Origin of the sequence: Guptibacillus hwajinpoensis, from assembly GCF_001039475.1 — a bacterium.
GTDB classification, from domain to species: domain Bacteria; phylum Bacillota; class Bacilli; order Bacillales; family Guptibacillaceae; genus Guptibacillus; species Guptibacillus hwajinpoensis.
Map to the genome: position 1 here is coordinate 972911 of NZ_LELK01000004.1, position 23684 is coordinate 996594.

At 41.0% G+C, this 23684-nt stretch carries 27 protein-coding genes; 15 read left to right on the plus strand and 12 right to left on the minus strand.

Features of this window, described 5'->3' with window-relative positions:
* Window positions 1-16 precede the first annotated feature (16 nt).
* From AB986_RS14975 to AB986_RS14990, 4 genes are read left to right on the plus strand one after another with little or no spacing between them, the layout of a single operon-like run.
* The gene (locus AB986_RS14975) at window positions 17-736 is read left to right on the plus strand and encodes a ThuA domain-containing protein (RefSeq protein WP_048312009.1); all 720 of its coding nucleotides are present in this window, start codon (window positions 17-19) and stop codon (window positions 734-736) included.
* 24 nt (window positions 737-760) lie between these two features.
* On the plus strand, window positions 761-1789 hold the full coding sequence (locus AB986_RS14980; RefSeq protein ID WP_048312010.1) for a Gfo/Idh/MocA family protein: 1029 nt from the start codon (window positions 761-763) through the stop codon (window positions 1787-1789).
* 4 nt (window positions 1790-1793) lie between these two features.
* Complete coding sequence (locus AB986_RS14985) at window positions 1794-2831, plus strand: Gfo/Idh/MocA family protein (protein ID WP_048312011.1); 1038 nt, start codon at window positions 1794-1796, stop codon at window positions 2829-2831.
* Between the two features lie 26 nt (window positions 2832-2857).
* Window positions 2858-3826 (plus strand): sugar phosphate isomerase/epimerase family protein, encoded by a 969-nt coding sequence (locus AB986_RS14990; RefSeq protein WP_048312013.1) that lies wholly within the window; start codon window positions 2858-2860, stop codon window positions 3824-3826.
* Between the two features lie 47 nt (window positions 3827-3873).
* Here AB986_RS14990 and AB986_RS14995 read toward each other — a convergent pair whose 3' ends face one another.
* The gene (locus tag AB986_RS14995) at window positions 3874-4695 is read right to left on the minus strand and encodes an SDR family oxidoreductase (RefSeq protein ID WP_048312015.1); all 822 of its coding nucleotides are present in this window, start codon (window positions 4693-4695) and stop codon (window positions 3874-3876) included.
* 306 nt (window positions 4696-5001) lie between these two features.
* Between AB986_RS14995 and AB986_RS15000 the strand changes: the two genes are divergently transcribed.
* From AB986_RS15000 to AB986_RS15010, 3 genes are all read left to right on the plus strand, one after another.
* Complete coding sequence (locus tag AB986_RS15000; protein ID WP_048312016.1) at window positions 5002-5196, plus strand: hypothetical protein; 195 nt, start codon at window positions 5002-5004, stop codon at window positions 5194-5196.
* A 393-nt stretch (window positions 5197-5589) separates the two neighbouring features.
* Window positions 5590-6246, plus strand: a complete 657-nt coding sequence (locus AB986_RS15005) for an ArsR/SmtB family transcription factor (RefSeq protein WP_048312018.1) — start codon at window positions 5590-5592, stop codon at window positions 6244-6246.
* A 43-nt stretch (window positions 6247-6289) separates the two neighbouring features.
* Window positions 6290-7516 carry an MFS transporter gene (locus AB986_RS15010; protein ID WP_048312019.1) on the plus strand — a complete coding sequence of 409 codons (1227 nt, stop codon included), beginning with the start codon at window positions 6290-6292 and terminating at the stop codon, window positions 7514-7516.
* A gap of 53 nt (window positions 7517-7569) precedes the next feature.
* Here AB986_RS15010 and AB986_RS22865 read toward each other — a convergent pair whose 3' ends face one another.
* Together AB986_RS22865 and AB986_RS15015 are read right to left on the minus strand one after the other, a co-directional pair.
* Window positions 7570-7698 (minus strand): hypothetical protein, encoded by a 129-nt coding sequence (locus tag AB986_RS22865; protein WP_269082702.1) that lies wholly within the window; start codon window positions 7696-7698, stop codon window positions 7570-7572.
* Window positions 7699-7722: 24 nt separating this feature from the next.
* Complete coding sequence (locus tag AB986_RS15015; protein ID WP_048312020.1) at window positions 7723-8730, minus strand: NAD(P)/FAD-dependent oxidoreductase; 1008 nt, start codon at window positions 8728-8730, stop codon at window positions 7723-7725.
* Between the two features lie 372 nt (window positions 8731-9102).
* Here AB986_RS15015 and AB986_RS15020 point away from each other — a divergent pair, with 372 nt between their 5' ends.
* The 5 genes from AB986_RS15020 (at window position 9103) to AB986_RS15035 (ending at window position 12441) form a co-directional block, all read left to right on the plus strand.
* Window positions 9103-10305, plus strand: a complete 1203-nt coding sequence (locus AB986_RS15020; protein WP_048312021.1) for an NAD(P)/FAD-dependent oxidoreductase — start codon at window positions 9103-9105, stop codon at window positions 10303-10305.
* A gap of 214 nt (window positions 10306-10519) precedes the next feature.
* Complete coding sequence (locus AB986_RS15025) at window positions 10520-10999, plus strand: NUDIX domain-containing protein (RefSeq protein ID WP_048312023.1); 480 nt, start codon at window positions 10520-10522, stop codon at window positions 10997-10999.
* A gap of 132 nt (window positions 11000-11131) precedes the next feature.
* Window positions 11132-11260, plus strand: coding sequence for a YuiA family protein (locus AB986_RS22450; protein ID WP_161797390.1), 129 nt, complete (start codon window positions 11132-11134; stop codon window positions 11258-11260).
* A 117-nt stretch (window positions 11261-11377) separates the two neighbouring features.
* The gene (locus AB986_RS15030; RefSeq protein ID WP_048312024.1) at window positions 11378-11695 is read left to right on the plus strand and encodes a YuiB family protein; all 318 of its coding nucleotides are present in this window, start codon (window positions 11378-11380) and stop codon (window positions 11693-11695) included.
* 161 nt (window positions 11696-11856) lie between these two features.
* On the plus strand, window positions 11857-12441 hold the full coding sequence (locus AB986_RS15035) for a 3D domain-containing protein (RefSeq protein WP_236690406.1): 585 nt from the start codon (window positions 11857-11859) through the stop codon (window positions 12439-12441).
* Window positions 12442-12518: 77 nt separating this feature from the next.
* Here the strand turns inward: AB986_RS15035 and AB986_RS15040 are convergent, their stop codons facing one another.
* A complete protein-coding gene (locus AB986_RS15040; protein WP_048312027.1) occupies window positions 12519-13322 on the minus strand; it encodes a cobalamin-binding protein in 804 nt (267 codons plus the stop codon).
* 14 nt (window positions 13323-13336) lie between these two features.
* Window positions 13337-13819: a divergent PAP2 family protein gene (locus AB986_RS15045; protein WP_048312029.1), complete on the minus strand. Its 483-nt coding sequence runs from the start codon at window positions 13817-13819 to the stop codon at window positions 13337-13339.
* 314 nt (window positions 13820-14133) lie between these two features.
* Here AB986_RS15045 and AB986_RS15050 point away from each other — a divergent pair, with 314 nt between their 5' ends.
* Window positions 14134-15456 (plus strand): Na+/H+ antiporter family protein, encoded by a 1323-nt coding sequence (locus AB986_RS15050; RefSeq protein WP_048312031.1) that lies wholly within the window; start codon window positions 14134-14136, stop codon window positions 15454-15456.
* Between the two features lie 341 nt (window positions 15457-15797).
* A complete protein-coding gene (locus AB986_RS15055) occupies window positions 15798-16394 on the plus strand; it encodes a sulfite oxidase-like oxidoreductase (RefSeq protein ID WP_048312033.1) in 597 nt (198 codons plus the stop codon).
* A 50-nt stretch (window positions 16395-16444) separates the two neighbouring features.
* Here AB986_RS15055 and AB986_RS15060 read toward each other — a convergent pair whose 3' ends face one another.
* Window positions 16445-17839: an N-acetylmuramoyl-L-alanine amidase gene (locus AB986_RS15060; protein ID WP_048312035.1), complete on the minus strand. Its 1395-nt coding sequence runs from the start codon at window positions 17837-17839 to the stop codon at window positions 16445-16447.
* A 100-nt stretch (window positions 17840-17939) separates the two neighbouring features.
* Window positions 17940-18527 carry a YiiX/YebB-like N1pC/P60 family cysteine hydrolase gene (locus AB986_RS15065; RefSeq protein WP_048312037.1) on the minus strand — a complete coding sequence of 196 codons (588 nt, stop codon included), beginning with the start codon at window positions 18525-18527 and terminating at the stop codon, window positions 17940-17942.
* A 174-nt stretch (window positions 18528-18701) separates the two neighbouring features.
* Between AB986_RS15065 and AB986_RS15070 the strand changes: the two genes are divergently transcribed.
* Window positions 18702-19415, plus strand: coding sequence for a hypothetical protein (locus AB986_RS15070; protein WP_048312039.1), 714 nt, complete (start codon window positions 18702-18704; stop codon window positions 19413-19415).
* Window positions 19416-19441: 26 nt separating this feature from the next.
* Here AB986_RS15070 and modB read toward each other — a convergent pair whose 3' ends face one another.
* The 5 genes from modB to AB986_RS15095 form a co-directional block, all read right to left on the minus strand.
* A complete protein-coding gene (gene modB / locus AB986_RS15075) occupies window positions 19442-20101 on the minus strand; it encodes a molybdate ABC transporter permease subunit (RefSeq protein WP_048312042.1) in 660 nt (219 codons plus the stop codon).
* A gap of 6 nt (window positions 20102-20107) precedes the next feature.
* The gene (modA, locus tag AB986_RS15080; protein ID WP_048312045.1) at window positions 20108-20860 is read right to left on the minus strand and encodes a molybdate ABC transporter substrate-binding protein; all 753 of its coding nucleotides are present in this window, start codon (window positions 20858-20860) and stop codon (window positions 20108-20110) included.
* Window positions 20861-21082: 222 nt separating this feature from the next.
* Entirely contained in the window at window positions 21083-21724 is a 642-nt protein-coding gene (locus tag AB986_RS15085) for a response regulator (RefSeq protein ID WP_048312047.1), read from the minus strand.
* Window positions 21708-22754: a sensor histidine kinase gene (locus AB986_RS15090; protein ID WP_048312048.1), complete on the minus strand. Its 1047-nt coding sequence runs from the start codon at window positions 22752-22754 to the stop codon at window positions 21708-21710. Before AB986_RS15090 ends, AB986_RS15085 begins: the two co-directional genes overlap by 17 nt.
* Before the next feature lie 16 nt (window positions 22755-22770).
* Window positions 22771-23490: a LiaF domain-containing protein gene (locus tag AB986_RS15095; RefSeq protein ID WP_048312049.1), complete on the minus strand. Its 720-nt coding sequence runs from the start codon at window positions 23488-23490 to the stop codon at window positions 22771-22773.
* Between the last annotated feature and the right edge of the window lie 194 nt (window positions 23491-23684).

The window sequence follows — 23684 nt, forward strand, 5'->3', positions numbered from 1 at the left end:
AATAGGAGTGGATCATATGCTTAACGTTACTGTATGGAATGAAAATCGACACGAACAAAAAAGTGAAGAAGTAAGAAGTGTCTATCCGAACGGCATTCATGGAGCGATTGCTGAATTTATGAAAGAAGATTTCGAAGTAAGAACAGCGACGCTAGACGAGCCAGAACACGGTTTATCAGAAGAAGTATTAAATAGTACCGATGTTCTTCTTTGGTGGGGCCATATTGCCCATGAAGAGGTATCAGATGAAATTGTTGAACGTGTTCATCAGCGCGTTCTTGATGGAATGGGTCTCATCGTACTTCACTCAGGTCACTTCTCCAAAATCTTCAAAAAGCTAATGGGGACAGGCTGTGATCTCAAGTGGCGTGAAGCGGATGAGAAGGAAAGAATGTGGGTTATCGATCCTACTCACCCTATTGCAGAAGGAATTGGAGAGAAGATCGAACTTGAAAAAGAAGAAATGTATGGAGAGCATTTTGATATTCCTGCGCCGGACGAGCTTGTATTTGTTAGCTGGTTCGAAGGCGGAGAGGTTTTCAGAAGCGGTTGTACATATAAACGTGGACAAGGCAAAGTATTCTACTTCAGACCTGGACACGAAACGTACCCGACTTATTATCACAAAGATATTCAGAGAGTGATGAAGAACGCTGTTGCTTGGGCAAAGCCTACAACAATAGCAAAGCCAGTCTATGGAAATGCAAAACCACTCGAAACTATTACATCTAAATAAAAGAAAGATAGAGGAGGAGAAACCATGAAAAAACTACAAGTTGGTGTAATCGGATGCGGAAGCATCGCACAACATCGTCATCTTCCAGAATACGCAGCAAACAAACAAATAGAAGTTGCTGCTGTTTGTGACATCGTTAAAACGCGAGCTGATGAAATTGCGGCACTTTATGGAGCAGTCTCTTATGAAAGTGTGGAAGAATTGCTTCAGAACAAAGAAATTAATGCAGTGAGCGTATGTACGCCAAACTATTTGCACGCCCCGATTTCCATTGCTGCATTAAAAGCGGGTAAGCATGTTCTTTGTGAGAAGCCGATGGCAACCTCACGAGAAGATGCAGAACAGATGATTGAAGCAGCCCGAGAGAGCGGTAAGAAGCTAATGATTGCTCATAACCAACGATTTGTGCCTTCCCACGCAAAAGCAAGAGAGATTCTAGCTAGTGGTGAAGTAGGGAAAGTCTATAGTTTCCGTACAGCTTTCGGTCATCCTGGACCAGAAGCATGGAGCGTTGATGGGAAAGATAGCTGGTTCTTCGAGAAAGAGAAGGCATTTATTGGAGCAATGGGAGATCTTGGTGTTCACAAAACGGACCTTATTCGTTATGTACTAGGTGAAGAAATCGTAGAAGTAGGTTCTTTTGTTGAAACGAGTGCAAAGGAATTTGCAACGGTTGATGACAATGCAGTTTGCATTTTGAAATCAGAAAGCGGCATCATTGGCACGCTTGCAGCAAGCTGGGCTTATACAGCAAAAGAAGATAACTCGACGATCATTTATGCTGAGAAAGCCATCTTACGACTTGAAGATGATCCAGTAAATTCACTAGTCGTTCAGTATCAAACAGGCGAAATTGTGAAGTATGAACTAGGTGGAATCCAATCGAATGACGAAGGTGGTCAGTCGAATTCGCAGGTGATTGATCGTTTTGTAGATAGTATCGCTTCTGATAAAGAGTCACCTGTAAGTGGTCTTGAAGGAATGAATTCACTTCAAGTTGTCCTAGCGGCTCTTGAATCAAATGAAACGAAGAAAATGATTAGTTTGAGGTGATTACGTGACTAAATTACGAATGGGAATTATCGGGTCTGGTGGAATCGCTCAGTCACGTCATATCCCTTCATACCAACAACTCACTGAACAGGTAGAGTTGTTTGGTGTTTATGACGTTGACTATGAGAGAGCAAAGGAAGCTTCAGTGTTATTTAACATCACAAATGTGTACGAGCAAGTGTCAGATATGCTAAAAGACGTAGATGCTGTAACGATTTGCACACCGAACAAATTCCATGCAGATCTTGCTGTTCAGGCGTTAGAAGCGGGCGTACATGTGCTTTGTGAGAAGCCTATGGCGATGAGCGTAGAAGAATGTGATCGTATGATCGAAGCAGAAAAAGAGTCAGGAAAAGTCCTTTCGATCGCTTATCATTATCGTTTCATGAAAGAGCCGCGCGCAGCACATCAGGTTATTCAAGAAGGAGAAATTGGCGATCCAATGGTAGCAAGAGTACAGGCGCTTCGCCGTCGTAAAGTACCAGGTTGGGGCGTATTTACGAATAAACAGCTACAAGGTGGCGGTAGCTTAATCGACTATGGTTGTCATTTTCTCGACTTAAGTATGTGGCTTATGGGAAATCCAAAGCCAGTAGAAGTATCAGGAACAACGTATAATCGATTAAGTAAAACGCCTGAACAAGTTAATTTATGGGGTGCTTTTGATCATGAGACATTCGATGTGGATGATCATGTGACGGCGTATATTAAATTTGATAACAATGTTTCGATGCTATTTGAAACGTCGTGGTCAGCTAATATTGCAGAAGATAAAGAGTCAGTTAGTCTTTCTGGTAGCAATGGTGGCCTAGAGGTATTTCCGTTTCAACTGAACCAAGCAAAGTATGGCATGCTGTTAAACAGCAGTAGCGAGTGGGTTCCCGGTGACGAAGATCCAGGACTGCCTCAGGCTGCAAACTTTGTAAACAGTTGTCTCGGTCTTGAGGAACCTATTGTGAGTTCAGAAGAAGCACGCACTGTTTCACAGGTGATTGAAGCAATCTATGAAAGCTGTGCTACAGGAAAAAGCGTTCAATTATAATAACTAGAAAGTATAGGAGTGAGAAGATGAAACTTGGCGTATTTACGGTTCTATTTTCGGATAAATCATTTGAAGAAATGCTCGATCATGCGAAAGCATCCGGTCTAAAAGCGGTTGAGATTGGAACGGGAGGCTATCCTGGTAATGCTCATTGTAATGTTGATGAGTTGTTGGATAGCGAAGAAAAACGCGCAGAATATCTTGAGAAAATACAGTCGAGAGGTCTAGAAATTAGTGCTTTTAGCTGTCATGGTAACCCTATTTCTCCTGATAAAGAGTTTGCACAGCAGTGTCACGATGCGTTCGTGAAAACAGTGAAGCTTGCTTCTCTTATGAATGTACCAGTCGTAAACTGTTTCTCAGGAACACCTGGTGATCATGAGGAAGCGAAGTTTCCGAATTGGCCAGTTACACCATGGCCTGCTGAGTATTCTGACGTACTAACGTGGCAGTGGGAAGAGAAGCTTGTTCCATATTGGAAAGAGTGGGGACAGTTTGCTAAAGATCACAATGTGAAGATCGGTCTTGAGCTTCATGGAGGATTCCTAGTACATACACCGTACACGATGTTGAAGCTTCGTGAACTTACGTGTGATGCCGTTGGAGCGAACCTTGATCCAAGTCATATGTGGTGGCAGGGAATTGATCCTGTCGCAGCCATTAAGATTCTAGGTAAAGAGAATGCGATTCATCATTTCCATGCGAAGGACACGTATATCGATCAAGATAATGTGAACATGCATGGATTAACAGATATGCAACCTTATGGAGAAGTGAAATCTCGCGCTTGGACGTTCAGATCTGTTGGCTGTGGCCACAGCAATCAAGAATGGTCGAATATGATGAGCGCACTTCGCATGTTTGGTTATGATCATGTGGTTAGTATTGAACACGAAGATCCACTGATGTCGATTGAAGAAGGTTTCCAGCGCGCTGTGAAGAACCTTCAATCTGTATTAATTGAAGACCAGCCAACTGAGATGTGGTGGGCTTAATAGTTAGAAAACCCCGTATCCATAGGATGCGGGGTTTTCACTAGGTTTTATTCTGTTTCTTCTTTCCATTCCTTATCAATTAACATCTTACCTGGCCACGTATAAGCCATAATTCCTCCATCAGCTGTAATATCCTCACCTGTTACGTAGGAGCTATCGTCTGAAGCAAGGAAGAGAGCTACTTTGGCCATTTCATCTGGTCGACCTAGGCGTCCCATAGGAGTGACCCATTTATTCGCATCTCTAAACTTCTGACCCATCTCCTCATCTTTTGATCCTGCGAGCTTATCAATTAACGGTGTTTCAATCGTTCCAGGAGAGATTGAATTTACTCTAATGCCTTGTCTAGCGTAATCAATTGCCATCGCTTTCGTAAAGTTTGTAATGCCACCTTTAGCTGCATTATAACCAGATCGATCAAGGTCAGCTGCTCGCCCTGACATAGAAGAAGTGTTAATGATTGAACCGCCATGATCAAGCATAAGTGGTATTAAGTATTTACTCGTTAAGAAAGTCCCGCGTAGGTCGACTGAAATAATACGGTCAAACAGTTCAACAGGATACTCGTGAACTTTTCCACCTTCTTGATCCACACCTGCGTTATTGAATAACACATCAATCGTGCCGTACTCTTCTTTTACTTGATTGGCAAAACGGGTGACGCTATCTTCATTAGAAACATCTAGTTGAAACGGTTTAACGTTGCCTCCGTCTTTGTTTAATTCCTCTACTGTCTTATCCAGTTCTTCTGTATTAACATCTGCACATAGAACTGTCGCACCTTCTTTTGAGAAAAGCTCGACCGTTGCTTTCCCGATCCCTGTTGCAGAGCCAGTGACAACGGCAATTTTGTTTTGTAATCTATTCATGATTTATCCTCCTCAGTAAAGTCTTATATCAACTAATATGGCTAGTACCCGCTACTGCGTAAGAATAATCTTTTTGAAAGGCTATTTTCGTAGACACTGTTGTTATTGCAGTAGGGGGGGTATTTCCGCTCCAGGAGTCGAGCATCCTTCCGCTCCAATCAACGAAGTGTGGTTTTTATTCAAATCAGTAATATGAAATTAGTTCTGATGGAAAATAGTGGACTTATTGTAAACTATTTTTCATATCTCAGGATCCCTCCTGGTGATAAAATGAACGTATAAATTCTTGTTATGGGGGGATATATTGTGTACTTATTAAAGATACGTGAGGAAGATTCAGGTGATCTTGAAACCGAGAATATCGAGGTGCGCTATCGTGCTAATGTTGAATTTAAGAAGCAAACGCTAGCCTATTCAAATAAGCCTGGACGTTATGAAATTTCGTTGCAAGAAAATTCAGGTGAATTGATTCTTACAACTAAAGTTGGACTCGGTTGGTAATACATATCAAGCAATGCTTCTGTAAATAAAAATAGAAGTAATCGATTTGATGGATAATTGCATAAAGGGATATAAAAAGAGTGCGTTTACGATTATGTAAATGCACTCTTTTTGTTAACTATTAGAGTGAGGTTAATTTCCGCTCCAGGATGCTCGCTTTCCGCGGGGCGGGCGGTGAGCCTCCTCGGCTTTGCCTGTGGGGTCTCACCTGTCCCGCTAGTCCTGCAGGAGTCGAGCATCCTTCCGCTCCAATTAGCGAAGTGTGGTTTTTTAAAAATAATTGTCTCAAGAGCCACATTCTGCAATAACAGTTCAAACGTATTCATTTACAGGTCAATTACGACCGTGCTACTATTCAACCATTGAGTTGAATAGAAGGAAGGAGATGTTTCTATGGATTCAAGAGAGTTTAAAGATAATGTTTATGGTGAGTTTTCACGTATTGGGAAAGTATTATCAAGTCCTAAGCGCTTGGAGTTATTGGATTTGATCTCTCATTCTCCTAAGTCCGTTGAATCACTTTCGCAAGCTACGAAGATGAGTGTTTCTAATACTTCTAAACATTTACAAGCACTTCTTGATGCTCGTTTGGTTACATTTTACAAAGAAAAAAACTTTGTGTTTTATAAATTAGCAAGTCCAATGGTAGTATCCTTACTTCTTTCGATAAAAGCGGTTGGTGCAGAACAAATCGACGAGGTTAATACGTTACGAAATGAATTCATTTTAAGATCCGATGAGCTAGAAACTCTTGAACTTGCAGAGTTGATGGAGCGGATGGAAGAAGGTAATCACATACTAGTTGATGTTAGACCTAGAAACGAATACGAAACTGGTCACATTACTGGAGCGATTTCAATGCCTATACATGAAATAGAGAAGCATCTAAGCAATTTACCAAAAGATCAAGAAGTGATTGCTTATTGTCGTGGACCATACTGTGTATATGCGACAGAGGCTGTAGAGTTTCTTAGAGCAGAAGGTTACAACGCGAAACGGTTAGAAGCTGGTATCCATGAATGGAACCAAAGGCGCAGCAATTTTCAGTGATGAAAAAATAGATTCGTGATTTTTAGGTGTGGAGGTGAGTGAAATGGAAAGGTCGTTAAATAACGTACAAGTAGGCGTTAAAGAAAATCTTATGCAATTTTCATTATTAGTCGTTATCAACTTATTTGTAGGTTCTATGGTTGGTCTTGAGAGGACCATCTTGCCGATTATAGGAGAAGAACAATTCGGAATAGCTTCGGCGAGTGCTGCTCTATCGTTCATTGTTAGCTTCGGCTTCTCGAAAGCTGTTTTTAACTTTATTGCTGGTAATCTTGCAGATCGAATTGGGAGGAAACAGGTTCTTTTATTAGGTTGGGGAATCGGATTATTCGTACCCTTACTTGTCATCTTCGCACACTCCTGGTGGGTTATTGTTGTTGCTAACGTTCTTTTAGGGGTTAATCAGGCGTTAACATGGTCGATGACTGTTAACATGAAGGTGGATCTGGCAAAGCCTACCCAGCGAGGGTTAGCTGTAGGATTTAATGAATTTGCCGGATATCTTGGTGTTGCTCTAATGGCCGTTATATCTGGGTATGTCGCTTCAACGTATTCAATGAGCCCGGAACCGTTTTATATTGGTATTGGGATCGTTATTCTAGGATTTGTCTTTTCCATGTTCGTGAAAAATACTGAGAAACAAGTAAAGGTTCAAGCTCAGCAAAAAGGCACTATTGAACGTATTGATTCAAAAGAAGTGTTCAAAAAGACAACATGGAAGGACAAGAACCTTTCTAGTATTAGTTTTGCGGGATTATCAACAAATTTAAAAGATGGGATGGCCTGGGGACTCTTTCCGATCTTCCTAGCTGCTCAAGGCTTGTCAGTCGGTCAAATTGGAACCATTGTAGCTGTTTATCCAGCCTCCTGGGGATTCTTTCAACTTTTTACAGGAGTATTGAGTGATCGAATAGGTCGTAAATGGCTTATTACATTCGGAATGTGGCTACAAGCTCTCTCACTTTGGTGGATATTAGTTGTAGATAGTTATTCATTGTGGATGATCGGGGCTATTCTATTAGGGATAGGTACAGCTATGGTATATCCCACGCTTATGGCATCTATTGGTGACGTTGCGCATCCGGATTGGAGAGCAACATCAATGGGTATTTACCGTTTTTGGCGTGACAGTGGCTATGCCTTTGGTGCAATTATGGCTGGGGTAATTACTGATCTTCTAGACGTTAATTGGGCCATTGGTTTAGTCGCACTATTACCTCTTTTTGCAGGGTTATTAACTGCTGTACGCTTAAGAGAAACGTTAAAGTAATAACAAAAATCGCCCTGTGGATTCACAGGGCGATTTTGAATGAATTATTACCTTTAATGTGTAGAATGGAAGAGGTTTTGCTTAACAGATTTCCAATCAGGTTTAGGCGTTTCTTTCAAGCTTCGGAATAGGGAATAACCAAGACCTGCAGCCATGACTATAATAAAAATAATTTCGTCCATATCTATCCCTTCCTCCCGTTTAAATTACTTCTTCTTATCGAACAAGCTTGTGCTGTGAAGAGGTTGAACTTTCGCATCTGGATCCATATAGGATTTTGCATTGTTAACTGCGGTTGGTGCTTCACCAAATCCTGAGGCGATCAACTTCACTTTACCATCGTATGTAGCTACATCTCCAGCAGCATAGATTCCTGCAACATTGGTTTCCATTTTAGAATTAACAACGATGGAGTTCTTCTGGATATCAAGGCCCCATTCTTTAATTGGTCCAAGAGAAGAGATAAAGCCATAGTTTACAATAACGGCATCAACGTCTTTCGTGATCGTTTCTTCGCCTTTAACTTGTTCCAGAACAACCTGATTGATTTTCTCGCCATCTCCAATGAACTCACTGATGTTATAAGGAGTCTGGATGTTGACGGAGGAATTCATAAGTTGTTCAACACTGTGTTCATGTGCTCTGAACTTATCACGGCGGTGAATGAGCGTTACTTCTTCAGCGATTGGTTCTAGCATGTTAGCCCAGTCTACGGCAGAATCTCCACCACCAGCAATGAGAACTTTCTGTCCAGCGAATTTCGTAAGGTCATTTACGAAATAGTGAAGGTTTTTCCCCTCATACTGATCTGCGCCTTCTACTTTAAGACGACGAGGTTGGAATGCACCAACGCCAGCCGTAATAATGACCGCGCGTGTGTAATGCTCCTCACCTGTATTCGTGCGCAAGTAAAGTGTGCCATCTTCAAGCTTTTTAACTTCTTCTACCGATTGCTCTAGAGCCACTTCTGGATTAAATTGATTCGCTTGCTCTTTTAAATTATCAACAAGCTCTTGAGCGAGTACTTTCGGAAAGCCCGCAACATCATAAATATATTTTTCAGGATAAAGAGCAGAGAGCTGCCCTCCAAGCTGTGGCATACTTTCAATAATTTTGACGCGAAGCTGGCGCATACCACCGTAGAAAGCAGTGAATAATCCGACAGGACCTCCGCCAATAATTGTAATATCATATAGTTCTTGCTGGTCTGTCATTGTCAGTCCCCCTTAAATTTAATCGATGTGCTTTCATTATTATAATCATAATAAAAACGGAACTAAACCCCTAACGTGAAAACACGTCTAGAAGTTTCATTATAAGGGTTGAAAAACAAAATAAAAAAGAATATGATTAAAATTGAGCGTCAGATTTGAAAAATTTATGACAAAGTGCGTATTAGATCGTCTTTTTTTTGATCTAGAACGTGAAATCCTTAACAATGTCTCTCAATCTTTCCTATTATTATCTATTATATGAGGGATAATATCCTTATTCTTAACGTTTATGACGTTTCACGGTTGGACACATAAGGGAATTTCCTTACTATGTCCTAAAAAATATCGGTAAAAAAGGTGGATGTGATACTAGTGAGTAGACCAAAAATTGCGATCTTAGGTGCAGGTTACGGCGGTATTATGACAGCGGCTCGTCTTCAAAAGGAAATGGGTACAAACGAAGTTGAAGTAACCCTCGTAAACAAGCATGATTATCACTATCAAACAACATGGCTTCATGAGCCAGCAGCTGGAACAATGCATCATGATAAAACACGTATCATGATCAATGACGTAATTGACACGAACAAAATTAAATTCGTTAAAGATACAGTAGTTGAAGTGAAGCCAGATGAGAAACGTGTGATTCTCTCAAAAGGTGAGCTTGTATATGACTATCTTGTACTTGCACTAGGTTTTGAACCGGCAACGTTTGGTATTAAAGGTCTTAAAGAAAACGCCTTCAGCATTCGTAGTGTGAATTCTGTTCGCAAAATTCGTGAGCACATTGAATACCAATTCGCTAGCTATAACAACGAATCAGAGCGTCGTGACGACCTTCTAACAATTATCGTTGGTGGTGCAGGTTTCACAGGAATTGAATTCGTAGGTGAGCTTGCTGAGCGTGTTCCTGAACTTTGTAAAGAGTTCGATATCCCACGCGACCGCGTTAAGATCATTAACGTTGAAGCTTCTCCAACGGTTCTTCCAGGATTTGATGAAGAGCTAGTTGAATATGCAATGAACCTTCTTGAGCGTAAAGGCGTTGAGTTCCGTACGAACACAATGATTAAAGAAGTGACAGAAGATGGCGTTATCCTAGGTGAAGATGAAGAAGTGAAATCTGCAACTGTTGTATGGACAGGTGGCGTTCAAGGTAACTCCATCGTTGCAAATTCAGGCTTCGAAACGAATCGTGGTCGAGTACCTGTTCGTAAAGACCAGCGTACACCTGATTACGATAACGTATTTGTTGTAGGTGACTGTGCGCTCTTAATCAACGAAGAGATCAATCGTCCATATCCTCCAACTGCACAAGTAGCCATTCAAGCTGCTGGAACGGTTTCTAAGAACCTACTTAGCCTTGTGCGTGGTAATGAGCTTGAGAGCTTTACTCCAGACATTAAGGGTACAGTCGCTTCACTTGGTAAAGGCGAAGCAATCGGTAAAGTTGGAAACAAGAAACTTTACGGTTCTACAGCTTCAGCAATGAAGAAAATTATCGATAACCGTTATTTATTCATGCTGGGTGGACCAGGGCTTGTCTGGAAAAAAGGTAAGCTAAAGTTATTTTAAGATTGCAGGATAAAGAGGGCAAAGACGCTATGTCTTTGCCTTTTTTATACTTTACAAAAGCTTGTATTCTTTGGAATGACAGCATTAGAAAAACCAAGGCTATCGCCAGAATCGAAATGGCGATATGCCAGTTTTTCTAATCTATTCAAAGGAATAGGGGCTATGGTACAGCTTATGTTCAAACGATATAGAATATGCCAGGGAGGAATAGATCTTGACTGAAAGAGGAAAGGTTTGGCTTGCCGCTGCTGGCATTGTTGAATCTGATGGGAAATACCTAGTTGTAAAGAAGAGATACGGTGGACTGAAGGGAAAGTGGTCATTTCCTGCCGGCTTCGTAGATCCAGGTGAGACAGTCGACGAAGCAGCTGTCCGAGAAGTATTCGAAGAAACGGGTATCATTGCTGAGACGGTAGGAATTGCAGGTATCAGATCGGGTGTTATTAACAACGACATAAGTGATAACTTAGTTGTGTTTCATATGCGTAGAGTCGGAGGTCAACTCTCGTCTGCCACAACTGAGATCGAAGAGAGCTCATTTCAAACGAAGGATGAGTTATTAACAGATACAAGAACGTCGTCTATGATTCCTCCCTTTATAAATGGATTAGAGAAATACAAGACCGAAATGGACCCCGGAGCTCAATTTGGCTACACTTCCTATAAATTGTTATCAAATCAGAGAAATGATTAGAAAAAGGACGAAATATTCTGATAATATATCATGTATCCGCTTACACAAGCAATCCCGAGGTAATTTGGGGTTTTTCTTTTTCTGTCATTCTTGATATATTATCAGAAAATTGAAACAAAAGGAGTGGTTGAATTGAGAAGACAGCAGGATAAGGGTAAAGCAACGGACTGTCCTTATTGCCAGGGGAAGGGGTATTTTCAACTGCTTCTAGGCGGATCAGAAACATGTGATAGCTGTTCAGGAAGTGGAGCTAAAGCCTAATTTAACAAGCTAAGCGCAATGTGCGCTTAGCTTTTCTGTTGGAACCGTTCACCTTCCGTTCATTGACTAACTGGATACAATCCAGTAAACTAACAATGATTACAAGGGGGTGAAGCAATGGCTATTCCACAGCTAATTATCTCAATGCTATTATTTATAGTGCTTTTCTTTGGAATTGGATTTCTGCTTAATATGTTGTTACGTTCAACATGGGTTATGGCGGTTGCCTATCCAATTATCGTCATAATGATTATTGATAACGTTTCATTTTTCCAATACTTCTCAATGCCAGGCGCTGCATTTAAAGCGTTGGGAACTGATCTTCTTTCACTTGGTAGTGCAGATGCCATTATTTTATCAGCAGGACTTGTTGGAGCTGTTTTTGCGGGTGTTGCGATACGTATGCTGCGTGTTAGAGGGTATCAGATGTTCTAAAAGCTTCGCCAATAGCTGGCAGAAGCTTTTTTTATTTGGCTCAAACTCTGTGGTTTTTACTAGACAAGCTTGTTGTGATCCGAAATGGATGAATAGCATCACTGTTCTCTGGAAATGAATAGACCATGAGAGGAGTGAAGAACGTGCGTGTTATCGTGCTGATGGTAAAAGGCTTGTTTTTCACAGGTCTATTTGCAGCAGCTTTGTTATCTACGTATTTGTTATTATCCGGTGTGTCATTAAACGAGGCGACAAAGTGGATGTTTCGAGATCAGGTAGTACTAAGTGAGGAAGATAAGCCTGAAAGTCTTGATTCATCTCAAGATTGGACGCAGTATCCTGCACTTGAGGTGACAGCAACAGGATATACTGCGGGAAAAGAATCAACCGGTAAAACGCCAGATCATCCTGCATATGGTATCACGTATTCTGGTGTGAAAGTAAAACGAGATTTATATTCTACCATTGCAGCAGATACGTCGGTTTTTCCAATTGGAAGTGTCTTGTTTATTCCTGAATATGGATTTGGTGTAGTCGCAGATACAGGAAGTGCTATAAAGGGAAATCGAATTGATTTATACTACGATACGGTTCAAGATGTGTACAATGAATGGGGTAAAAAGACGCTAAACGTGTACCTTATACAAAAAGGAAAGGGTACGCTAACAGAAGAAGCACTACAAGTTATGAATGAAGAAGAATCGATGCAGGTGTTCAGGCAGGAGCTACTGAAAGAGGTAGAATAACAATAGGTTCGGTTAGGTATGTTACTATGTAAAAAAGAAACGACGGAGCTCTAGCTCCGTCGTTTTGTTGTATGTGATTAACTTTGAAGCAATGATTCTTCACTCTTATAAGCGGGATAGCGATCAGGATGAAGAATGGATGCGAGCTTAATGAGACCTGTGAGAAGACGCGGAGAAGGTCTACAGTAAAGCCACTCTTCGAGAACGTGAATAGGACAATCATTGAGCTTTTCCCAACCTTCACGTTTCTTTACAATGGCGGGATTCACTTTATTCTTCCTCACGCCAACCCATGCAAGACAAATATGGTCAGGCTTTCTGTTCACAACATCGTTCCAGTCGGTTTGAACAGATGCAAGCTCAACATCACGGAAACAATTTCTAGCTCCAGCAAGTTCACTGATTTCAGTAAGCCAGTTTGTTTGGCCAGGTGTAAAAATAGGCTTTGGCCACCATTCCCAGTATATCTCAGGCTTGCTTTCAATCGAATCACTAATGTCTTTGTATTCTTTGAGGACGTTTCTGAAACGCTGCGATAAGGTGGTCGCTTCCTCACGTTTATTCGTTAATTCACCAAGCGTAACAATATCGTTACAAATATCGTCTAGTGAGTTAGGGTTCAAAACCGTATAAGAAAGTCCTAAACGATCAAGGGCTTCAATGTTTTTCTCCATACCAGGTACGCTTAGTGAGGCAAGGATTAAGTCAGGATTCAAATCTGCAACCTTGTTCATATCAATTGAAAGATCGGGACCGAGTCGCGGTAATGTATGAATCTGTTCAGGCCAATCTGAGAAATCATCAACGCCAACAAGTTGATCTGTGATTCCTAGAAAAGCACAAAGCTCCGTGTTACTAGGACAGAGAGAAACAATACGCATGAAATGTCTCCTTTCTAACCAAGTTGAAGGGCATAATAAAGAATAATCGTTGCGATAATACCAAGTAAACCACCTACGAGAACCTCAATTGGTTTATGGCCTAATAGCTCTTTTAATTCTTCGATCTTTTCGCGCTCCTGCTTTTGTTGCCAGTTCTTCGCTTCAGAAACAAATCTATTGAAATTCATAACAAGCTGATTTAGTACAATTGCCTGTTCACCAGTTTGTCTTCTAACGCCGGTTGAATCAAACATTACAATAATACTAAACATGGCTGCTACTGCAAAAACGGGAGAATCAAGTCCAGATTCAAGTGCGACGCCTGTTGCGAGCGAGGTTGTCGCAGCAGAGTGAGAACTTGGCATACCACCAGTAGCATTGAATAGTGACCAATTAATTTGTTTTGTTGCAATAAAATAAATGGGTACTTTAAGAAATTGGGCAAAGAAGACGCCAAATAACGCTGCCCAAAGTGGGAAGTTAAACAAAATATCCATGAGTGACAACATCTTCCTTTCTAAATTGAACCTTTGTGTGATTTACCCTAAGTTACTCCAGTTTAATCGGTGTAAGAGCATATGTAGGACAGATTCTTCTTAACCCTTTATACATAGTGGAGTAAGCATTTTCTATAGAAATTATCAGTCAATTATACCATATTGTGTAGACGCTGTACTTTAAAGACCTACGAATTTGCTGAGTTATCTGAACTCAAACCAAGATTGGGTCCTTCCATTGACACTCTCGCTCCTACATGTTAACTTATTAGTGATTTACCAAACTAAAGGATTTGTTGAAAGGTTGTTACGTTATGAATGCCGTTATTATAGCTGTTCTCATTATGCTAGGTCTTAGCTTATTTCGTATACATGTCGTTATTGCTCTTGTGATAGGAGCGATTGCTGGAGGCTTGCTTGGCGGTTTGTCTCTTGACGCTACAATTACCGCATTTAGTTCGGGTCTCGGAGGAGGAGCCACAGTTGCTCTAAGCTATGCATTACTTGGGAGCTTTGCAGTTGGTCTAACCCGTACAGGTTTACCAGAACTAATTGTTGAACGTGCACTTAAGTTAGTGAATCGCCAGGGAGGCGATCGTAAGAAAGGACTTGCGAAGGTTCTTATTCTATTCATTATTCTATTGATCTCATGTTTCTCTCAAAATCTCGTACCAGTTCATATTGCTTTTATTCCAATTCTTATTCCACCGATCTTGCAAGTACTAAATGAACTTGGTATCGATCGTCGGGCAGTTGCTGCTGTACTAACATTCGGTTTAACTGCACCCTATATTCTACTACCTGCTGGATTCGGGAAGATATTTCACGAAATTCTTCAGTCAAACATGGCTGATAGTGGAATGCAGATCGAATTATCTTCTATTCCAACAGCCATGTTACTACCAACAGCTGGGTTAGTCGTAGGTCTATTGATCGCCGTGTTCATTTCATATCGTGGTGAGAGGTCGTACAAACAGCTTTCTATCTCACAAGAAGATTTTCCGGAGAAACATGTCTATTCCAGACGTTCCATTCTATTTGCTGCTATTTCTGTTATCGTAACGCTAGCGGTGCAAATTCCGACGGAGTCTATGATTCTAGGTGCTCTTTCAGGAATTATTGTTCTATATGTAACCGGAAGTATTCGTCTAAAAGAATCTGAAGCTGTCTTAACAGAAGGTATGAAAATGATGGCATTTATCGGATTCGTCATGCTTGCGGCTAATGGCTTTGCAGAAGTACTAAGGGAAACAGGTGAAGTACAAACGCTAGTCACACAAGCTTCCGATATTATTGGTGATAATAAAGCACTTGCTGCCATGCTTATGTTGATTGTTGGTTTGTTCATCACAATGGGAATCGGTTCATCATTTTCAACCATTCCGATTATCGCAGCGATTTATGTACCTCTCGCAATCGAGCTTGGCTTTAGTCCGATGGCAACCATTGCGCTTGTTGGAACAGCTGCTGCGCTTGGTGATGCAGGTTCACCTGCCTCTGATAGTACGCTTGGACCAACTTCAGGATTGAATGCGGATGGACAGCACAATCACATTTGGGACTCAGTTGTTCCGACGTTTCTTCACTACAATATTCCATTGATCCTATTTGGTTGGATTGCAGCCATGATCTTTTAAGGTAACGAACACAGGGGATGTTTACCCTGTGTTTTTTTAATTAAGCTGTTTTCGTAGACAGCGGTTGATTTCCGCTCCAGGATGCTCGCTTTCCGCGGGGCGGGCGGTGAGCCTCCTCGTCGCTTACGCTCCTGCGGGGTCTCACCTGTCCCGCTAGTCCCGCAGGAGTCGAGCATCCTTCCGCTCCAATCCAATTTTATATGAGGTTTTTTTAAAAAAACATATTATAAAAAACAATCTTCTAAAAAAGGGTATTTGCTCATCATTGAATCCAGTTAGCCATCTGGTAAACTAGAGAAACGAAACGAAACGAAACGAAAAGAAATGAAATGAGGTGCTGTATGTATTTTGGGAAAGTAAAGCATCAAAATCATGATCGCCTACCGCCAAATCAGCAAGTTACATCTGGTTGGCCTGTCCTGCATGTAGGTGATGTTCCTTACTACAACAAAGATTTATCGAATTGGGATTTACGCATAGGAGGATTAGTTGATCGTCCTACTGTTCTAACATTTGAGCAATTGCTCTCCTTACCTGAAACGTCCCAACAAAATGACATTCATTGTGTAACGGGGTGGTCGAAGTTCGATAATGAATGGCAAGGCATTTCAACCCGTGCGATAGCGGATCATGTAGGAATTCGAGAAGAAGCAAAATTTGTGATGGTAGAAGCGGAAGAGGGATGGACCACAAACGTGCCGCTTGAAGATTTTCTAGCTGAAACGAGTCTCCTCGCATATAAACATAATGGAGAATCGTTAACACCAGAACACGGGTATCCATTACGTGTCGTGATCCCGCATCTTTATTTCTGGAAAAGCGCCAAATGGGTAAGAGCGATTAAATTCCGATCGGTAAATCAGCAAGGATTCTGGGAACGAAATGGCTATCATATGTATGGCGACCCGTGGAAAGAACAGCGATTTGCTTGGGATTAATCATAAGAAAACGTTCAGCTCAATGAGCTGAACGTTTTTGGTGTAGCATACTAAATTTCGATTTCGAGATTATCTTTAGTCGATTGAAGTGTTCCTTGTTGCTTAACCAATTCATTAATCGAGAACTCTAGCATTCGTTCATAGTGCTTTAATATGAGTTGTCCGTACGTTGTTCCAGGAACAGCCCACTTACCGTTTAAAGCTTGCCATGTTGTTGCAGATCCTCTTTGAACGAGTGAGAAGCGCGGGTCAACTAGTTTGTTACCCTCTGGTAAAGGCTTCGTTGAAGTATAGGCGTACAAATGCTGTAGTTGAGCGGTAACACCTGTTGAAGCATCAGGGAATGATGCACCAGCAGCGCCACCACCAGTCGCGCCTATACCGGCAAAGTTGTTTTGCTCTGGTTTAACATCGCCTGTAAAGCGGAAGAAGTTCGTTTCGTGAATGGCTTGAGCGAATGCAATATCTCCGCTAATACCATAGCGTTTACTGTGAGAAAGATAGAGTGCTCCAAGGGCTGGAGCTTTTGGATTAACCGAACGAACATAGGCATTCATTTGAGCTGCTGTTAAGATCGTAGATCCTTCAATAGGATGTCCTTTGTCTGGTTCAGGCTCCGGCTTAGGCGGTTCTTCTGGTGGCGCAATTGTTTCAATTAATATAAACGTTTCGAAGCCTGCTTTGTTCAATCTTTCGACAAGGGCTTCTGCATTTTCCATTTCTTTAAATGCGCCTGCTTGTACCCGGTAAACGGTTTGACCATTTACAACTGCGGATGCAACAAAAGCGTTAAATCCTTTTTGAATCAGACGATTTAGTTGGTCGTCAGCCAATTCCCGTTTACTGAATGAACCTGCAATTACCTTATACAATGAACCTTCTGGTGGAGCAGGTTTGAGTGGCAAATTCATAGCAACGGCTGTTGCATCTGCAATGCTCGTTGACATGTCCGTAATAAAGGCTGGATTCGTGAGAAGCTTAAGGTCTGAAGCATTATCGACAAACAACACTTCAATCAGCAAGGCGCTCATGTTTGTTTCGCGTAGGACATGGAAATTTGCACGTTTTCTTCCGCGATTCAAAACTTGATACTTCTTGAGAACTGAGTTTGCGATTCTGTCGTGAATCGTCGCTTGAAGTTGTACCGTTTCTTTTGGAATTGTTCCATTGTAAATATAGCTCTCAAATCCACTTCCCCCAGCAGCGTTATTGTGAATGCTTAAGAAGAAATCTGGTTTTAATGCATTCGCAAGGTCTGTTCTTTCTTTTAATGAAATGGTTTTGTCAGAATCTCGAGTGAGAACAACTTTTACATCATATTTAGATAGAAGACGATCTCTAACCATACTTGAAATAAGAAAGTTGAAATTTTTCTCTTTGTAAGTCTGGTATGTCGCACCTGGGTCAGAACCACCGTGACCAGGGTCAATAACTATTAATTTCAATATACTCCCTCCATCTATGTCGAATACTAGTAGTATATTAGAAAAACGAGAATTGGTATGGACAAACCCGAATAAATTGGAGGTTTTTGGAATAAATAGGCTATTCAGGAATTAACTCATATAAAGGTTGCACGGATGGATCCTTTGAGATGTGCTTAGGATAGATGAAACCTCGACCATCATCTTGGAAAAAAATCCCCGCTTTTTTATAGCACTCTTGTATAAATTCTGAACAAATGTATTTATCATTTGGGATGGATGTAAGGTCACCGATCACTACGCTTGCGAGGATCTTGACGATTTCTTCAATATCATAGGGTTGACCTGTTAAGTCAGCTCCGCGCCTCAACATGGCGTTCATTTTGATAGGACCTAGATTTTTGACGGCTGAATGCCTTGCAAGAAAAAGGTTCCCTTTGTATGGTTGATCTGAATTTCGATAGTCAGTGAAATAATGAGAAAGCGGCACAATTCGTACACCATAGCTTTCCACGCTTTCTAGAATCATCATGCGATCTACCCATTGGAAAATAAGGGCGACGTGGCTAAACCGAGACTGTGAGACCTTCTTGATAATTTTACTAACAGGGTAATTGCCACTACAAAGAAGGAGATCGCCTGTTTGAATCTCACCTCGAACGGATTGGTAGTTGTGTATGGGTAAACCTGTATAACGATCAGTCGACATGGTTACCTCCTTAAGGTCAGTCTACCATTCTAGTTAGATACATAATCCTGTTTTTCCTTTATTAGAATTGTAAATGATTAGTTAAATGGGTCGTAAGGTATAGTTGTTTCAGTTAAATAAACTGTTGTGCTTTCAGAATGATTGGTTTTATAGTAAGAAGTGAGGTGAATCGTAATGGACTTTTTTGAATTTATTGTTTTGCTTGCTTTTCTAATCATGACTGCAAATGTGATTAAACCTTTTATTGCTTCTCTCACAAGAAAAAGAGCAGCAATCTTTGCGATTTTGTGGCTTGCTTTGTACATAGCTGTTTGGGGCATTCCTTCCTTCGGTTCCACGCCTGATGAAGTAAGTGGTGGCGGGAATGAAGCGATATCTGAGAATCAACAAAATCAAGATGAAGCACCGATTGAAGAGAAAGAAGAGCTAGCAAAGATTGAGGAAGAAATTGATTTTGATCCAGCTTCCATTGAAGTAATTGTAAATGCCCAAGAAGTACTAGGGTTATCACGAGAAGAATTTCTATCAAACTTCCCGAAGGAGATTAATCCTGATAAAAAGGATCCTATGAAAATGGTTTTTGAGAATGGTGAGGTAACGTTTCAAAACAACATTGCCATTTCTATGACCTATTATCCAGAAGCGTTACAATATCCAGGAGACAATCGACTGTTACTTGCAAGTCTTGGTTATGAAGTTCAAGAGTTGAGGAAGGGTTCCAATCCATTCGAAACACCAGTTACCATTTATTTAATTGATGGCTTTTCTGATGTTACGATCTATGGGGAAAAAGAGGTTGAAGAGAATCCAAAAATCGAGAAAATTTATATCAAGAAAGAATATTATAAGCCTACCATTCAATCAGACGATGAAGAGGCAGAAGATTAAAAAACTCGCAGAGTATGCGAGTTTTTTCATGTTCTAACAGCAATCCTGTAAGAAAGGAGAAGCATTAGTGTAGAGATGAAGACGGTGACCGCTACCCATGACCAGGCGAGCGTCATTTGTCCGGAATCAATCGCAACATAAATGGCTGTTGGCATGGTTTGTGTTTTCCCCGGGAGATTGCCAGCGAACATTAACGTCGCTCCGAATTCTCCCAGTGCCCGAGCAAAACTCAAGATGATGCCAGATAGTAAAGCGTTAGAAGCAAGCGGAATCGACACTTTTTGAAGCACTCTCCATCTTCCTGCCCCGTCGACGCGGGCTGCATCTTCAATATCTGAATCGACTGATTCAAAACCGACCTTCGCTGATTGGTACATGAGTGGAAAGGCGACAACGCTCGCAGCGATAACACCAGCCTGCCATGTAAAGACAAGGGGGTGGTTGAAGATTTCTTCAATCCACTGTCCAATGGGGCTTGAGGCTCCGAAAAGAACAAGTAGTAAGAAACCCACCACCGATGGTGGGAGTACGAGAGGGAGCATGATAATCGTATCTATGATGCTTTTTCCTCTAAACTTCCTCCCGGCCATATATCTGCTAAGGGTGATCCCAAGTACGGTCACAATAACACTTGCTACAAGTGAGATTTTCAGTGATATCCAGATGGGATCAAGAAAGGTAGCCATCTACTATCACTTCTTTCCTTGAAATCCATATTTCTTAAATATAGTCATAGCTTCTTCACTTTGTAGATAGGTAAAGAAGGTCTTGGCTTCTTCTTGCGCATCGTTCACAACGCCTGCCGGATAAGTGATCGGTGAGTTAGCATCAAGAGGAGCCTCTGCTACTAGACTTACTTTGTTTGATGTTAAGTAGTCCGTTTGATACACGATACCAGCATCAGCATTGCCTGTCTCGACATAGGTTAGCACCTGGCGAACATCTTTGGCGAAGATCAGTTGCTCATCTAGCTTGTCCATCATTTGCAGGGATTGCAATGCTTCTTTCGCATAAGCGCCCGCTGGAACGGTTTCAGGTGTTCCAATTGCAATTCGGTCAACACGATCTGACAGTAAGTCATCCCACCCCGCGAGTGATGTCGCTTCATTTGAAATCAAAACGAGCTTATTGCTTAGTAAGTTTGTATGTAGTTCGGGGTCAATTAGATCACTTTTCACTAGCTCGTTATAGTGGTCCTTGGAAGCTAATAGAAAGACATCGATTGGTGCACCCTGCTTTATTTGATTCGCTAGAACGCCAGAAGATGCAAAGTTAAGTACAATCTCTGTGTCAGGATGTTCTACTTCGTATGCTGCACTCAGTTCCTCCATAGCATCACTTAAACTCGAAGCTGCAGCGATCGTTAAAGTCGTCTGTTCCTCTCCATTTGTCCCACAAGCGGAAAGAATAAATAGGAGAAGAGAGAGTGTTAGAAATTGCCTCATATGTAAGGTCCTTTCATCATCTAATCTTCCATCTATTATAACGGAGAATAAGATTTTTGCACGGAATGAATGCCTAAAATAACGGCCCATTTCCTCGTACATACATTGGGAAATATACCATTCTATTATTATGGGATTTCCATTTTCTTAGAATATAACTCCCAAATCACAATTCCTTTTAATAACTAACGACCTAGAAGGAGGAGGTGCAAAAAGCGAGACTTAACGTGTTAGACCATTCCGAATAGCATATACAGCAGCTTGTGTTCGATCTTGTACATTGAGCTTACTTAGAATATTGCTAACGTGAGTTTTAACTGTTTTTAAACCGATAAATAATTCTTCTGCAATTTGACTATTTGTCTTGCCCTGACCAATGAGTAGAAGGACTTCTTTTTCTCTTCTCGTTAATTCATCATGTAGCTTTGATTGCTGTTTCGTACGAAGTTGATTCATCATTCGTTGAGCTACTTTTTGTTCAATCACGCTTTCATCTAGAACGGCTTTATGTATTGTGGAAATGATTTCATCTGCTGAAGCTGTTTTCAGAAGATAGCTGAATGCTCCAGCTTCAATGGCAGGAAAAACCTGTTCATCATCGTAAAAGCTTGTAATGATAATAATCTTTATGGATGGATGATTTGCCATGATTTCACGTGTTGCTTCAATTCCAGTCATCTCAGGCATAATCAAGTCCATTAAAATAACGTCAGGTTTAAGCTCGTTAGCCACCGTAACGGCTTCCTTTCCATTACTCGCTTCACCTGTTATAAGTAAATCTGACTCTGTTAACAAATAAGCTTTCAAGCCTTTTCTGACCATATCGTGGTCATCGACAATCATGACATTAATAGTGTTCCCCATGTTTTGAACCCTCCAATGGAACGCGAACTTCGACTAGCGTTCCTTCCTCAATGCGTGAAACAATGCGCAGCTTACTTCCTATTTCGTCACAGCGTTCTTGCATAGAGCCAAGCCCGTATGCGCCTTTTCGATCTTGCTCAATCGTGAATCCTGTACCATTATCTTTAATTTGTAGTAACAATTGATTGTTTTTTAATTTCCCTGTGATGTGAATATCCGATGCATTAGCATGCCTTAATGCATTACCAAGACTTTCTTGAACAATTCGGAATAAATTATCTTCAATTCCTTTTGAGAGTTCAGGTAGATCGTCTAATAGGAGGTGAAAGTCTACTCCTGACTTCTTCTGTAATTCCTCTACAAGTTTCTCAATTCCATCACCTAATGAATCATCTGAAAGTTGCACGGGTCTTAGGTGAAGAAGAAGTGCTCGCATTTCCACTTGAGCTTTACTTGCAAGGTCAGCAACATCAACCATCTGAGTTTTAGCTGTTTCCATATCTCTGTCCATTACTTTAATGGCAGCTGAGGACATCATGTTCAATGCAAAAAGCTGCTGACTTACTGCATCATGGAGGTCGCGTGCGAACCTTTGGCGCTCTTCGATAATTGCTGCTCCTCTAGCTTGATCGGCTAGATCAGCTTTTTGATTTACAAGGTTTTGTAAGGATGTCACTTGCTTTTGAAGTTTCTCAGCAAGCTCATTTAATTCTTCACTAATGGTTCCAATCTCGTCTTGCTCTACCATTTCCACTCTTTCTGAAAATTTCCCGTTTGATAAACTTTTAATGTGCATGGAAAGATCTTCAAGTCGATCTTTAATGGAACTTGTATCTCTGTAACTGAAATAGCTTCCTGCGATAAAGACAATAATCATAATAATAATCGGGAAGACTAGACTAAGAATGAGCTTTGAAACTGGTGAGAAGAAAAGCCAGATTTGTACAAATAGAAAAAAGATAAGGCCAGCAAATACTGCTAGATAAAGAGTGGATTTGAGAAACTTCCACCTTAACGTTAAGGTTTTCACACTTGTGTATCCTCCTTTATATTCGATCCACTCTTACATCAAGTACCGAGAAGTCTAATTGAAAAACGAGACGCTGTAGTGAATCTTCGAAATCAACTGTGCTGTAATTGATTCCGTGCCCGCGTCCAACGGTATCCTGGTTATGTTTATCAATCTTTGCTGAAAGAACATGAGCACTTCCTTCAACTTTGAACGGAATATCTTCTGGGATGAGAATGGAAATGTCACCTACAAAGCCGGATAGGTTAATAACCGTTTCTTCCTCAGGAATAAACGTAGTCGAAAAGTCGAAGTCATAATCGCAAACAAAGCTCCAATCATGAATGGCTTCAACTTTCCAATTGGCTTTCTTAAACGAGTGTGAACGAACGAGACTGAACCCCTGGTTGTGTCGAAATTTCCCAAGCAATTTAATCCCGATTAACACAAATACAAGTGGCCAAAGTTTCCATATGCTCCAAAGACTAAAGTTGATAATTTGAAAGCGATCCATAACAAGGAGTGAACCAAGTGTTAGGAGTAGTATTCCTTGGAACAACTTATTTCGTTTCGTTGAAGGTAAAATGGCGTCTACAACGTACTTTCCTCCGAGTAAAAGCAACAGAAAAGGATAAAAAAAGACAAAGGCTTCCGTCATTTCCATGGAAATAATGCCGATATTTATAAAAAGAAGAAAAATACCAAGCGCTACAAATGACATAGCGACCAGGAATTGTCCTGTTGGAAAATGTTTCATACGATCTCCTCAATTCATTCTGTCTCCTAGGAAACATATTTGACAGTAATATTCATTAATCCTGCTCTTCATAAGAATCGTGTAATATTCTTTAGTAAAGCCTTTTGTTCTTTTTTAAGTGGTATTGAAAAAAAGCCACACTTAGCTGATTGGAGCGGAAGTATGCTCACCGCCCGCCCCGCGGAAAGCGAGCA